Here is a 13,193-nt window from a genome sequence, read left to right as displayed (position 1 = left end):
TCGCTTCGTTTTTATGTTCTCGCCAAAATTAAAATTTAAAAGTATATTCGTGGTACGGGTCTCCTTTAAACATGCACTTTGTTTCTTCGGCTTTGACTTTTTTAAGACCAGTCGCTATCTCCGCAAATTTTGAAATTCCTCCTCTTAAATAAACGCAGGTAATCGGATGTTTTTTGAAATTGTAAACCCTCATTACTATTATTTTATTCTTCTCGTCGTATTTTATCAGTTTTATTTCGCTGAAAGAATAAATCTTTTTCCATGCCTTTTCCGCGAGACTGAAAGTTTTTCTCGGGGAAAGAAAATATTTAAAGAACAACTTTATGCTCGGAGAGAAACTCAAAACTTTTCTGCCCATTTCAAAAACATCTTCTTCCTCCCATCTGAAAAACTTCGCGGCCGACACCATGATGATGGTCGGAATGCTTGCCGGAATCCATTCGGTGTTTTTTATTTTATCCACGTCGGGAAGCGCGTATCCGTTTTTTTCCAATTCCTTTTTCAAACGGGCAAATCCGTTTTCGCCTTCTTTCTTTTTTATGTAATCAACCAAAAATTTCGCGTCATTGCCTCTTTGTTCTCCGGCGATTTTTTTAAGATCCGCTATCTCTTTTTTTAAATCAATTTTATCTAAATTCAACGCCATTTATTTAAGATTTTGTCAGTTTATAACGGAGAGCTTTTTCATTTCCGCCCAATTTTTCCCGATTTTTGCTTCTATCAAAATAGGAACTTCGGGCAGGCGTATTTTTTCCATTTCTTCTTTCGCGAGAGACGCGATTTCCTCAATTATATCATCTCTTACTTCAAAAAGCAGTTCGTCATGAACCTGCAGAAGGAGCCGCGCTTTGCCGGAAAATTCCTTCGCCGCCATTTTCTTGCCGAGGTCTACCATGGCAATTTTTATTATATCGGCGGCTGTTCCCTGAATAGGAGCGTTTATCGCCATCCTTTCCGCTTCTTTTCTTATATACTCAACAGGAGAATTTATTTCCGGAAGGTAGCGTCTCCTCTTGAAAAAAGTTTCCGTAAAACTTTTTTTTCTCGCTTCCATTTTTATTTTCTCGATATACTCGGACATACCGGAAAAATCATTAAAGTACTCGTCGTAAAAAAGTTCGGCTTCTTCTCGGGTGCAATTCAAATTTTTTTTCAAGCTGTTAACGCCCATCCCGTAAATAATTCCGAAGTTTATTACCTTGGCCCTTCTTCTCATCTCAGCGTCCACCTTATCAAAGGGAACGTTAAAAACTTCCGAAGCGACTTTATTATGAATGTCTTTGCCTTCGTTAAACGCTTTTGTAAGTTTTTTGTCTCCGCTTAGAGAAGCCGCCACTCGAAGTTCTATCTGCGAATAATCGCACGATAAAAGAGAAAATCCCTTTGGGGAAATAAACGCTTTTCTGACCCCTCGGCCAAGCTCTGTTCTTATGGGAATATTCTGAAGATTCGGGTCCGTTGAAGAAAGCCTGCCGGTGGTCGTGCCGGTTTGGACAAAAGTCGTATGCAGCCGATTTTCTTTATCAACAAGGCCGGGAAGATTATCTATATATGTAGTGGTGAGTTTCGCGAGTTCGCGGTAGGAAAAAATTTCTTCTATGATTTCGTGTCTGTCCCTTAGCTTTTCAAGCTCGGAAAATTTGGTTGAAAGAGCTCCGCCTCCGGTTTTTCTCAAGCCTTTCGCGGAAATTCCCATTTTGTTAAAAAGAACGTCGCCAAGCTGTTTTGGCGAGCTTACATTGAATTCGACTCCGGCCAATTTCCATATTTTTTTCTTGGCGCTTTCAAGTTTTTTCCGACAATCTTTTGAAAATAATTTCAGATAATCCACATCGAGAAGAATTCCAGTCTTTTCCATTTCCGAAAGAATAGGGATAAGCGGTTTTTCCATTTCTTCAAAAAGTTTTTTCATGCCGTTTTTTTCAAGCTCGGAAATTAAAAAGGCCGCGGCTTCTTTTGCCGAAGAGCTTCCGGTATAGGAAAAAATTTCTTCAAGTTTCGGATTCGCTCTTCTTGAATCCAGGAGCCAAAAAGCTATTTTAAGTTCTTTTTCTACACTTTCGGAAATTTCCGGAGTTGCCGAAGAAAAAGGTTTATCTTCCGGCTCTTTTTTTTCTCCGAAGCCGGAAAGCCGGGAAACAAGACTTCGGAAACCGAGCTCTTTAAAAATTTCTTCCGACTTTTCTTTATTAAAACCGCGCGGCCATTCGCAGTCGCCAAGAAAAAATCCCGTATCCACGTCTTTTCTTGTTTCAGCAAGGACTTTACTGAAAAGAGCTTCCTCTTCGTGCTCTTCGAGAAGCTTTATAATTCTTTCTTTTATGCCTATTTTTTCCAAGGAAACTTTTTCTGTTTTCAATTTTTTGTAAAGATTTTCAATATTTCCGAAATTTTTTATCAAAATTTTCGCGGTTTTTTCTCCTATTCCCGGTATTCCTATTATATTATCCGAGGGATCGCCCATAAGCCCCTTGTAGTCGGGAAGTGATTTCGGATCAAAGCCAAAACGTTCAATAACGGCTTTTTCATCGTATAAAACAGAATCCTGGATTCCTCTTTTCATCGTGTAAACCGAGACATCGTCGTCTACGAGCTGAAGAGTGTCCAAATCTCCGGTCGTTATGATGGTTTTTAATCCCGAGGTTTCAGCCGAAGCCCCGGCTTTACGTCGGGATTCCCCTAATTGCTCGACTATTGAAGCCAAAATATCGTCAGCTTCAAATCCCGCTTTTTCATAAACAGGAATTCCCAAAGCTCTTAAAATTTCTTTTGACTTATCAATCTGCAAAGCAAGCCCCTCGTCGGTTTTCGGCCTCTTGGCTTTGTAATTTTTATAAGAGACGTGGCGGAAAGTCGGCTCCGGTAAATCATAGCAAGCGGCAATATGCGAAGGGTTAAAATCTTTTAACACTTTTAACAAGGTGGTGGTAAATCCGTAAAGCGCGCCCGTGGGCTCGCCGCCGGGAGAAACGAAATCAGGCAAAGCGTGAAAAGCGCGGTGCAAAACCGCGTGAGAATCGATAAGAACAAGAGTTTGTTTTTCTAAAGCCGCCATTAAATTTATTATACCCTCAACCCAAACCGGTTAAAAACCTATCCGCCTTTTGTCTTTTTCAAAATGTTCTATTTTTATCTCAATACTTTTTTTCGGCAAAATGTTTTTAACGCGCTCCGCCCATTCCACAACAATTATATTTTCAGGGTCTTCAACTATCTGTTTCCACCCCAATTCCAAAATTTCTTCGGAATTTTCTATTCTATAGGCGTCTATATGAATCAAATTTTTAAAACCCGAGATTTCTATCTTGTAGCGGCGAAGCAAAACGAAAGTCGGGCTAACTACTTTTTCTTTTACACCAAGTGCCGCGGCAAAACCTTGCGTAAAAACGGTTTTGCCGGCCCCGAGATCGCCGACAAGACCGACAACCAAGGCCCCGTTATCTAAAGGCCCGGCTTTAATAATTTTCTTTGCCAAATTTGCCGCCAGTTTTTGGGTTTGGTTTACGGTTTTTGTCGTTATGTTCCGCATATCTTTCTTTAATAATAGCATGCTGAAAACTTCTAACAGGGTCAAGCTTGATGTGAATAAGGGAAAAATGCTAGTAAGAAAGTAATGACAGAAAAGACGAGGCAAAAAATTTCAAAATCCAAAAGCTTCGTTTTGCTTTTGGGCGAATTTCCGGAAGAACACGAACTTCTTTTGAGAGAGGCTCTAAAAGAAACGATGTCTTTTCAAAATCTGGCCTGTCTTCTTTTGCCCGATCCGCCCGAAAATTTTCTCAGAAAATGGAACGCCATAATAAGGCAAGCTCCGGAGATATCTTTTCCCAAAAAAACATCCATAAGGCTTCCTAAATCAAGATATGAAGTAAGGGAAGTTTCCTACAAAGAAAGTGAAGACGAATTATTTTTGATAATAACCGCCGGCAACCAAATTCTTTCCATAAACGATTTACTGCTCGAAAAACTTCCGGTAGAACCCGAAGCGGTAATCTGCTTTTTTGAAAAAGAAGAAGACCTTTCCCGCCTAAACGGAAATTTTAATCTTCCAAACAAAGAAAATATATTTTTCGTGTCCAAGGAAGCGGAGACTCTCACCGAAAAAATATTTGATGTGGCAAAAATATTTAATCCTTCGCTTCTGGACAAAGAGAATGTCGCCGCTATTTTTTTGGCGTCTCTTTTAAAAGAAACCAACGGCCTCACGGAAAACACGACGGAAAACGTCTTTCATCTCGCGGCTACACTTTCGGGGAAAAGCGGCAGATTCAAAAATGCCGTGGAAGCGGTCACGGAAGGAGAAAAAAACACTTCTTTTTCGCAGCTGCTCGGAAGAATTCTTGCCCGAACCTTTGTTGATTCGGAGTCCAATGTTTCCTGGAGCTTTTTAAACGCCAGAGACATTCAAAAAACCGGCAATTTCGGATTATCCTACGAAGACATGCGCCAACTATTAAAAACCGCGAGGAAACATATTGTCGCGCAAGATTTGCATATACTGATGTGGCAGCCGAACGGAAATGTCGAAGCGCTCGTCATTCCCGGCCTGGCAGAAGGAACGCAAGCGGCCTACCACAAACTCCAAGAATCCGGGCTTAAAAAAACAGGCGGGTTTTTAACCGCCGGACCGTTTGAAAATTTCACTTCGGCGGAAATAAATTTAAGGCAGATATTAAAAGAAGGTGTGGAGAAAAAAGAAGAAGTGCTGTAAAATTTATATATAAAATAAAATTCTAAAAAGTGGCTATCTTCGACGAAGAAAAACAAAAATTGAAAATAGAACATCTCCGTCAAAAAGAGGAAGAGGAAGTCACTAATCTTTTGTCAAAAAAGTACGGGATTCCGTATGCCGACTTGTCGGAAATGACCATTGACCTGGATTATCTCAAACTTATTCCGGAGCAAGATTCAAGAAAAGGCAAAATAGCGGTGTTTCAGGGCATCGGCAAAAAAATCCAGGTGGCGGAACAAAACCCAACCCTGGAAACAGCAAAAATATGGATTAAAAAGCTTAGCGAAGATTACGAAATTCAGCCTTTTTTGGTTTCAAACAAAAGCCTTGAGAAAGCGTGGTCAAGGTATAAAGAAGTTCCAGCGTTCGTAGAGCTTTCAAAAGGAATAATAGACATTTCACCGGAAAGGATAGAAGAATTCCTCAGCCAGGCTTATTCTCTTGAAAATTTAAAAGCGGCGTTCCTTCAAAAAACGGCTACCGGCGAAAACAGAAAAATTTCTGAACTTTTGGAAATACTCATGGCCGGCGCTTTTGGAACGGACGCTTCGGATATCCACATAGAACCGGAAGAAAACGAAGTAAAAATAAGATTCCGCATAGACGGAGTTCTTCACGACGTTCTGGAATTCGATCAACGTGCGTACAAACTACTCCTTTCGCGGATAAAACTGATTTCGGAGATGAAACTCAATATAAAGGAAAAGGCTCAAGACGGACGTTTCTCCGTAAAGATAAAAAACGAAGAAATAGAAATACGTACGTCGGCTCTCCCGGGACCTTACGGAGAATCTTTGGTTCTAAGAATACTTAATCCGAAATCAATAAACGTCAATTTCGCCGAATTGGGTATGGACCCTTCCCTGCAGGAAATCATAAAAACCCAAATCAAAAAACCCAACGGCATGATACTTACCACTGGCCCCACGGGTTCGGGAAAAACAACGACTCTTTACGCTTTCCTAAAAGAAATCCAGTCTCCGGAAATAAAGATAATAACGCTCGAAGAACCGATAGAATACCACCTTGAAGGAATCACGCAAACGCAGACAAATTCGGAAAAAGGATATGATTTTTCTTCGGGGCTTCGCTCAATATTAAGGCAGGACCCAGATGTCATCATGGTCGGCGAGATAAGGGACCTGGAAGCAGCGGAGATAGCCTTAAACGCGGCCTTAACCGGGCACCTGGTCTTTTCCACGATACACACCAACGATGCCGCCGGCACCATACCGCGGCTTATAGAACTCGGAGCCAATCCGAATATAATCGCGCCGGCTGTCAACTTGGCAATAGCCCAGCGTCTTGTCAGAAAATTATGCCCTTACTGCAAAAAAGAATACAAACCGAAAGAAGAAGAGTTGGCCATTCTTTCAAAAATAATGGAGGGATTACCTAAAAAAATAGAAAAAATCGACATAAAAAAAGCGAAGCTTTATCAGGCATCGGGATGCGAGAAATGCGGGGGAATAGGATACAAAGGAAGAATTGGAATTTTTGAAGGAATTCTTATAGACGACGAGATGGAAAAATTAGTTATGAAAAATCCGTCGGAAACAGAAATAAGAGAAGCCAGCGTGAGGCAAGAAATGCTGGTCATGAAACAGGACGCGACATTGAAAATTTTAAAAGGGGAAACTTCATTTGATGAAGTTAGGAGAGTGGTGGATATGGAATAACAAAACCCCCAAAATCTCCAGACAATGCTTTTAATGTGGGCACCAAAAGCGGAGGATCTTCCCAAGGATAGTTCTCGCCTGCCAGGAAACCTGGCAAACCAGAACGTCCTTAAAAGCGCTGTAAAGCGCAGAAAATCCCGATAAATATAAATTTTATGTCTGGAGATTTTGAGGGTTCTGTTTTGACTTTCTGTAATTGTAGCAGAAAACAAAAAACCTGTCAAGTCTGACGGTTTACTAACCGCAGGAGGATAAATTAGCGCCGAACAGGCGCGAGAAATCACACCTCTAACAAGATACAACAAAATGACTCTTTTGAAAAGAGCAAAAATAAAAGAAGACCTTTCCCTTGATTCAACCCTGAGACCCGGCTCATGGAACGAATACGTTGGACAGGAGAATATAAAAAGAAACTTGAAAATACTTTCAGGCGCCGCCAAGGAGAGGGGGGAACCGCTGGAGCATCTGCTCTTTTACGGTCCGGCAGGGCTCGGCAAAACCACGCTTGCCCACATCATCGCCAAAGAGATGTCTTCGCCGATAAAAATAACTTCCGGTCCCGCCTTGGAAAAAGTCGGAGACTTGGCATCGGTTCTTACAAATCTTTCTTCAAACGACATCCTTTTTATAGACGAAGCCCATCGCTTAAATAAAATGATAGAAGAAGTTCTCTATCCGGCGATGGAATCGCGTTCGTTAAACATCATAATAGGGAAAGGCCCGTCTGCCAGAACTCTTCAGTTGGATTTGCCCCCCTTTACTCTTTTGGCCGCCACCACAAGAGTTTCTCTTTTGTCGTCTCCCTTGAGGTCGCGTTTTTCCGGCGGAACTTTTAAACTTGAGTTCTATACTGTTCCGGAAATAGAAAGAATAATCGGGAGGTCGGCTGAGATCCTTGGAATTCGCGCGGAAAAGGAAGCTCTTCTTAAAATAGCCGAATGCAGCAGATGCACCCCCCGCGTGGCAAACAGACTTTTAAAAAGGTGCAGGGACTACGCTCAGGTAAATAAAAAAGTTTTCCTTGATATCAAAACGACGGAAGAAGCTCTCGGTCTTCTGGAAATTGACAAAGCAGGGCTTGAACAAGCCGACAGAAGCATACTGCTCACAATAATAAATAAATTTAACGGAGGGCCAGTCGGATTACAGGCTCTTGCCGCGGCGGCGTCGGAAGAAACGGCCACGATAGAAGAAGTTTACGAACCTTATTTAATGCAGCTTGGCTTTATAGAAAGAACAAGGACGGGAAGAATGGCCACAAAAAGAGCTTATGAGCACTTAGGTTTGCCTTTCCCTCGCCAGGACACTTTATTATAAAAACATAATCATAATCCACATGTCCGGACATTCAAAGTGGGCCCAGATAAAACACCAAAAATCCATTACGGACGTGAAAAAAGGGAAGCTTTTTTCCAAATTTTCGCGGCTTATTTCTCTTGCGGCAAAAAGAGGGACGGACCCGGGAATGAATCCTTCACTTAAATACGCCATAAATCAGGCAAAGGCCGCGAATATGCCGGCGGATAATATTGAAAAGGCGATAAAAAAAGGGGCGGGATCGAGCCAGGAAGAAAATCTCGAAGAAGCAAGGTATGAAGCGTTCGGACCCGGCGGCTGTTCTCTTATTATTGAAACGATAACCGACAACAAAAACAGAACATTTAACGAAATACGGCATCTGCTTTCTCAGCGAGGAGTAAAACTCGGAGAACCGGGTTCTGCGGCCTGGGCTTTTGAAAAAGAAAGCGGAGGCGCATGGAAAGCGAAAATTCCGCTGGAGATAGGAAGCGCGGAAAAAGAATCGCTTAAAAAAATTATTGACGAACTGGAAGACAGAGACGATGTGCAAAAAGTTTATACTAACGCAAAAGAAGCTGAAACCGAACCCGAACTTTAATCTTTTACAAAACATATGAAAATTCTCGGAATTGACCCGGGCTACGGCCGTCTGGGATACGCGGTCTTGGAAAAAAACAAGTCGGAAGAAAATCTCATTGATTATTCTTGCGTTGAAACAAGTCCCAAACAAAAACACGAAGAGAGAATTTTAAAAATTGCGGAAAAAGTCGAAGAAATGATAAAAAAACACAAACCGGATATTTTATGCCTGGAAAAACTTTTTATCACCAAAAACCAAAAAACTGCGATGGCGGTCGCCGAAGTAAGAGGAATTTTAATTTTTTTGGGAACCAAAAACGGAATTAAAATACAAGAATACACGCCCCTGCAGGTAAAAGCGGCTGTTTGCGGAAACGGAAAAGCGTCAAAAGACCAGGTTGAAAAAATGGTAAAACTTCTTATAAAAATAAGGCGTCCGGTAAAATATGACGATACCTACGACGCCATAGCGCTGTGCCTTACGGCCTCCGCGACCATAAAAATTTAAAGTTATTCACACTTTTTTTGAAACGTCTTTACAAAAAAAACCGTTTCTGCTAAATAAATAAGCATCCCGGCTAATCGCTTAGCAAAAAGGCAAACCGGGGGTCGTTAAATAATTAATTTGGCAAAATTAAACATATGGACGACGACAAAGAATTAGAGTTAGACGAAATGGAGGAAAAAGACGATGCTGACAAAAAGGAAGACGACTGGCTCGGAGAAGACGAAGAAACCGAGGACGAGGCAGACGACGAACTTTAAGAACAAAAACAAGGCTGAACGCTTTCGCGCTCAGCCTTGTTTTTTTAAATTTAGCCGACAATCAATTTTACGAAGATCTTTTTTCCTATCCGGACAACTCCGGATTTTTTTATTCTGAAATGCACATCTTTTATCGCTTCTCCTTCAAAATCAATCGAGCCGGATTTTATAAGTCTTCTAAAAGAAGATAACGAAGCGACAAGTCCGCGTTTTACGCTAATATCACTGAGCTCTTCGCCCTGTTGAACTTTTATTTCATCAAAACTATCCGCCGATAATTCTTTTTTTTGAAAAACGCTTTCAAATTTTTCTTTGGCGCGCTCCGCTTTTGCGGAATCGTGGTACATTCTGACTATTTCAAAAGCTAAATCTTTTTTCGCTTCAAGCGGATTTAAACTGCCCGAATCAAGACCTGCTTTAATCGAGCCCAGCCTTTCATCGGAAATATCCGTCGTTGTTTTAAAATATCCCATTATCATCTCGTCTCTCATAGACATGATTTTCCCAAACATATCGTCCGGCGTATCGGTTATGTTTATCACGTTTCCCTGCGAAGTGGACATTTTTTGTCCATCAAGCCCGTCAAGCATTTCCAGAGTCATTATATTTTGAGGTTTCTGCCCGTAGAATTCCTGGAGCTTTCTTCCCGCCATAAGATTAAAAAGCTGGTCGGTTCCGCCAATTTCAACATCCGCTTTTATCGCCACGGAGTCATATCCCTGCATAAGAGGATACATAAATTCCTGAAACCCGATAATTTTGCCCGCTTCAAATCTTTCTTTAAAATTTCTTCTATCTATAAGCTGATGGACGGTAAAGAGGGAAGCAATGCGCAAAACGTCTTCAAATTTCAATTTAGCGAGCCATTTGCTGTTGTAATGAAATTCCGTTTTCTTTATATCCAAAATCTTCCCAATCTGTTTTTTATAATCCTTCATGTTCCTTTTTATCTGCTCTTTTGTGAGTTGGCTGCGCGCCGATTGTTTGTCCGAAGCGTCTCCGACAAGTGCGGTAAAATCTCCAATTATCAAAACTATTTTATGGCCGGCTTCCTGAAAATTTCTGAGTTTTCTTAAAGAAATGGCGCGCCCAAGGTGGAGGCGAGGGCCCGTCGGGTCTATGCCGAGTTTAATTCGTAATTTTTTACCGGAATTAAGCAGGTTTTCCAAGTCGTTTTTTTCTATAACCTCAACAACATTCCGTTCCAAAATCTGTTTTATTTTATCTCTGTCCGCTTTAGCCATATAAAACAGGTTAGCAAAAAATATCCGTTAAATCAAAGGCGGCGGTTGCGGCAGCTTAGGGGCTTCACCTCAATATAAAAATCCAAAAATTGAAATGCTCAAACACTTTACTATCTTCATGTCTGGAGTTGAAAAAGGCTTTTTTTTAGGCTAGATTAATTAGATAAAGTTCTAAATGAAACGAAAAAGAAAAATAGTAAAATTTTTGCCTATTCTCGTCATACTGGCCGCGATAGCTTCGGGGCTTCTTTTGGTCAGGTGGTTTGAAAATTTAGCTATCCCCGACTATAGCACTTTTGATCAACGAAAAGTTGCTGAATCCACCAAAATCTACGACAAAACGGGGAAAAACGTTCTTTATGACATACATGAGAATATAAAAAGAACGGTTGTCCCCTATGAAGACATTCCGCGAAACATAAAAAACGCCACGGTGGCAATAGAAGATTCGGAATTTTACCAGCATAAAGGAATAAGTCCGATCGGAATATTGCGCGCGCTTTTTGTGGATATAATGTCCGGAGAATTAAAACAGGGAGGGTCCACAATAACGCAGCAACTCGCGAAAAACTCTTTTCTTACCGGAGAAAAAACCTTTACCAGAAAAATAAAAGAGCTTTTTATCGCGTTAAAACTGGAAAAAACGCTTTCCAAAGACCAAATTCTCACTTTATATCTGAATGAAATTCCCTATGGAGGAAGCAATTACGGAATTGAGGCCGCGGCAAATTCTTTTCTGGGAAAATCAGTAAAAGACCTCACGCTTGCGGAAGCGGCATATCTTGCCGCGCTTCCTCAAGCGCCTTCTTATTATTCTCCTTACGGCGTCCACGTCGACGACCTTGAAAAAAGAAAAGATTTAGTTCTTCAAAGAATGCTTAATCTGAATTTTATTGAAGAAGAAGAATACGAAAAAGCCAAAACTGAAAAAATTGCATTTCTCACCGCCGAAGAAAAAGGAATACAAGCGCCCCATTTCGTAATGTTCGTAAAAAGCTATCTTGAAGAAAAATACGGGAAAGACATTGTTGAACAAGGGGGGCTAAGAGTTATAACGACGCTTGATTTGGACTTACAGCGAGAAGCCGAAAAAATAGTAAAAAAATACGCGGAGGAGAACCAGGTCAAATTCAACGCGTACAACGCAGGGCTCACCGCTGTTGACCCAAAAACAGGGCAAATTCTCGTGATGGTAGGTTCAAGAGACTGGAACACGGATCCTCTTCCTGAAAACTGCACCCCGGGAGTAAACTGCAAGTTTGAGCCAAGCGTAAATGTAACCGCTTACCAAAAAGGAAGACAACCCGGTTCTTCTTTTAAACCATTTGTTTATGCCACCGCCTTTAAAAAAGGGTATATAGACAAAACTGTTGTTTTTGATTTATTCACCGAATTCAGCTCTTTGTGCAACCCGAACGGAACCCCTAAACCGGGAGTAAAATCCGAGGTTTGTTATCATCCGGAAAACTATGACCATGTTTACAGGGGCCCAATCAGTCTAAGAGACGCGCTGGCACAATCAATAAATGTTCCGGCGGTAAAAACGCTTTATCTTGCCGGGTTGAAAGACTCTCTTGCAACAGCCAAAGATCTTGGAATAAACACCTTGGGAGACCCCTCAAGATACGGGCTCACGCTGGTTCTTGGGGGCGGGGAAGTTAAACTCCTTGAAATGACCGGCGCTTATTCGGTTTTTGCAAACGATGGCGTAAAAAATTCACTGACGCCGATTTTGGAAATAAAAGATAACGAAGGAGATATTTTGGAAAAATTCAACTCAAAACCAAAACGCGTGTTGGAAGAAAAAATAGCGCGTATGATAAACGACGTGCTCTCGGACAACAATGCCAGAACTCCGGCTTTTGGTGAAAGTTCTTACCTTTATTTTCCCGAAAGACAGGTTGCGGCAAAAACAGGAACAACAAACGACTACCGCGACGCCTGGGTAATAGGCTATACGCCCAATTTCGCCGCCGGAGTATGGGTGGGCAACAACGACAACAGCTCCATGGAAAAAAAGGTGGCGGGGTTCATCGCGGCTCCCATGTGGAACGCATTTATGAAAAAAGCGCTTGAGCAAACAACAAAAGAAGATTTTTTGAAACCGGAAAGAACAGGGGAAGGCGAATTGAAACCCGTATTAACGGGAAATTGGCGCGGAGGCATAATTTATATTGTCGACAAAATAACGGGAAAACTCGCGACAAACAACACACCCGAAGAAATGAAGGAAATAAAAGTTTTAACGCAAATTCATTCAATCCTTTATTGGGTAGATAAAAACAATCCACTTGGAGAAAAACCATCGAACCCCGGGGAAGACCCTCAATTTATTTTATGGGAAACACCGATAAGAAATTGGGTGGAAATTCAAAAAATAGCGGAAGAAACGGAAAACAATATCCCAAAAGATTATGATGACATACACAAACAGGAAAACGCTCCGGAAATAACAATTTTAAGCCCGCTGGAAAATTCATCTTTTTCAAAAAACCAAACCGTAAACATCAGTGTTGTTGACCGTAGTAAATTTTCCTTGGGGCAAATAGATTTTTATCTCAATGAAAAATTCCTTGGTTCAGCCTCGTCTTACCCCTTTGGATTTTCTTTTAATTTAAACGATTCTATTTTTTCTTCTGGCACGAAAACATTAAAACTGGTGGTTTATGACAAAGTAAAAAATAAAAGTGAATACAATATCACTTTGAAATTTACCGATTAACCGGTAAAGAAAAGATTTTGAGGGCTATTTTTTTTAAACTTGCCTGATATTTTCTTCAGAATTTTGTTTTTATTTATGTAAATCTCGTTTTTAATCACGGGATTTACAGAAGATAGAAAAATTTTTTTGTTTTTAACGCTTAATTTATAAAACTCGGGTTTTATACCGAGTTC

11 protein-coding genes are annotated in these 13,193 nt (G+C 41.0%); 7 read left to right on the top strand and 4 right to left on the bottom strand.

Annotation, left to right across the window (positions count from 1 at the left end):
• Nucleotides 1-28: 28 nt before the first annotated feature.
• Genes PHC85_02200 through tsaE form a run of 3 tightly spaced genes read right to left on the bottom strand, consistent with a single transcriptional unit; the run spans nt 29 to nt 3,550 of the window.
• Complete coding sequence (locus tag PHC85_02200; GenBank protein ID MDD5032905.1) at nt 29-646, bottom strand: hypothetical protein; 618 nt, start codon at nt 644-646, stop codon at nt 29-31.
• 15 nt (nt 647-661) lie between these two features.
• Nucleotides 662-3,055: a DNA polymerase gene (locus PHC85_02195; protein ID MDD5032904.1), complete on the bottom strand. Its 2,394-nt coding sequence runs from the start codon at nt 3,053-3,055 to the stop codon at nt 662-664.
• Nucleotides 3,056-3,085: 30 nt separating this feature from the next.
• Complete coding sequence (gene tsaE, locus PHC85_02190; protein ID MDD5032903.1) at nt 3,086-3,550, bottom strand: tRNA (adenosine(37)-N6)-threonylcarbamoyltransferase complex ATPase subunit type 1 TsaE; 465 nt, start codon at nt 3,548-3,550, stop codon at nt 3,086-3,088.
• A 63-nt stretch (nt 3,551-3,613) separates the two neighbouring features.
• On the opposite strand from tsaE, the gene PHC85_02185 reads away from it, so the two are divergent.
• The 6 genes from PHC85_02185 to PHC85_02160 all read left to right on the top strand — a co-directional run bounded on the left by PHC85_02185 (nt 3,614) and on the right by PHC85_02160 (nt 9,054).
• On the top strand, nt 3,614-4,711 hold the full coding sequence (locus PHC85_02185; protein MDD5032902.1) for a hypothetical protein: 1,098 nt from the start codon (nt 3,614-3,616) through the stop codon (nt 4,709-4,711).
• A gap of 29 nt (nt 4,712-4,740) precedes the next feature.
• Entirely contained in the window at nt 4,741-6,411 is a 1,671-nt protein-coding gene (locus tag PHC85_02180) for an ATPase, T2SS/T4P/T4SS family (protein MDD5032901.1), read from the top strand.
• Nucleotides 6,412-6,717: 306 nt separating this feature from the next.
• Nucleotides 6,718-7,728, top strand: coding sequence for a Holliday junction branch migration DNA helicase RuvB (gene ruvB / locus PHC85_02175; protein ID MDD5032900.1), 1,011 nt, complete (start codon nt 6,718-6,720; stop codon nt 7,726-7,728).
• A 19-nt stretch (nt 7,729-7,747) separates the two neighbouring features.
• A complete protein-coding gene (locus tag PHC85_02170; GenBank protein MDD5032899.1) occupies nt 7,748-8,308 on the top strand; it encodes a YebC/PmpR family DNA-binding transcriptional regulator in 561 nt (186 codons plus the stop codon).
• A 15-nt stretch (nt 8,309-8,323) separates the two neighbouring features.
• Nucleotides 8,324-8,797 (top strand): crossover junction endodeoxyribonuclease RuvC, encoded by a 474-nt coding sequence (gene ruvC / locus PHC85_02165; GenBank protein MDD5032898.1) that lies wholly within the window; start codon nt 8,324-8,326, stop codon nt 8,795-8,797.
• Nucleotides 8,798-8,931: 134 nt separating this feature from the next.
• The gene (locus PHC85_02160) at nt 8,932-9,054 is read left to right on the top strand and encodes a hypothetical protein (protein MDD5032897.1); all 123 of its coding nucleotides are present in this window, start codon (nt 8,932-8,934) and stop codon (nt 9,052-9,054) included.
• A gap of 50 nt (nt 9,055-9,104) precedes the next feature.
• Here PHC85_02160 and tyrS read toward each other — a convergent pair whose 3' ends face one another.
• On the bottom strand, nt 9,105-10,298 hold the full coding sequence (gene tyrS / locus PHC85_02155; protein MDD5032896.1) for a tyrosine--tRNA ligase: 1,194 nt from the start codon (nt 10,296-10,298) through the stop codon (nt 9,105-9,107).
• Between the two features lie 175 nt (nt 10,299-10,473).
• Between tyrS and PHC85_02150 the strand changes: the two genes are divergently transcribed.
• A complete protein-coding gene (locus PHC85_02150) occupies nt 10,474-13,020 on the top strand; it encodes a PBP1A family penicillin-binding protein (protein MDD5032895.1) in 2,547 nt (848 codons plus the stop codon).
• Nucleotides 13,021-13,193 lie beyond the last annotated feature (173 nt).

This window comes from Candidatus Paceibacterota bacterium, assembly GCA_028711505.1.
Lineage (GTDB): Bacteria > Patescibacteriota > Minisyncoccia > JAHISW01 > Tagabacteraceae > JAQTSC01.
Note: the sequence above shows the minus strand (reverse complement) of the source record. Positions and strands in the feature narration are given on the sequence as shown.

What these genes read in the sequence shown, in the direction of transcription:
- PHC85_02195 (MDD5032904.1), bottom strand. Translation starts at nt 3,055, where the DNA reads ATGGCGGCTTTAGAAAAACAAACTCTTGTTCTTATCGATTCTCACGCG.
- ruvB (MDD5032900.1), top strand. Translation starts at nt 6,718, where the DNA reads ATGACTCTTTTGAAAAGAGCAAAAATAAAAGAAGACCTTTCCCTTGAT.
- PHC85_02200 (MDD5032905.1), bottom strand. Translation starts at nt 646, where the DNA reads ATGGCGTTGAATTTAGATAAAATTGATTTAAAAAAAGAGATAGCGGAT.
- ruvC (MDD5032898.1), top strand. Translation starts at nt 8,324, where the DNA reads ATGAAAATTCTCGGAATTGACCCGGGCTACGGCCGTCTGGGATACGCG.
- PHC85_02150 (MDD5032895.1), top strand. Translation starts at nt 10,474, where the DNA reads ATGAAACGAAAAAGAAAAATAGTAAAATTTTTGCCTATTCTCGTCATA.
- PHC85_02170 (MDD5032899.1), top strand. Translation starts at nt 7,748, where the DNA reads ATGTCCGGACATTCAAAGTGGGCCCAGATAAAACACCAAAAATCCATT.
- PHC85_02185 (MDD5032902.1), top strand. Translation starts at nt 3,614, where the DNA reads ATGACAGAAAAGACGAGGCAAAAAATTTCAAAATCCAAAAGCTTCGTT.
- tsaE (MDD5032903.1), bottom strand. Translation starts at nt 3,550, where the DNA reads ATGCTATTATTAAAGAAAGATATGCGGAACATAACGACAAAAACCGTA.
- PHC85_02160 (MDD5032897.1), top strand. Translation starts at nt 8,932, where the DNA reads ATGGACGACGACAAAGAATTAGAGTTAGACGAAATGGAGGAAAAAGAC.
- tyrS (MDD5032896.1), bottom strand. Translation starts at nt 10,298, where the DNA reads ATGGCTAAAGCGGACAGAGATAAAATAAAACAGATTTTGGAACGGAAT.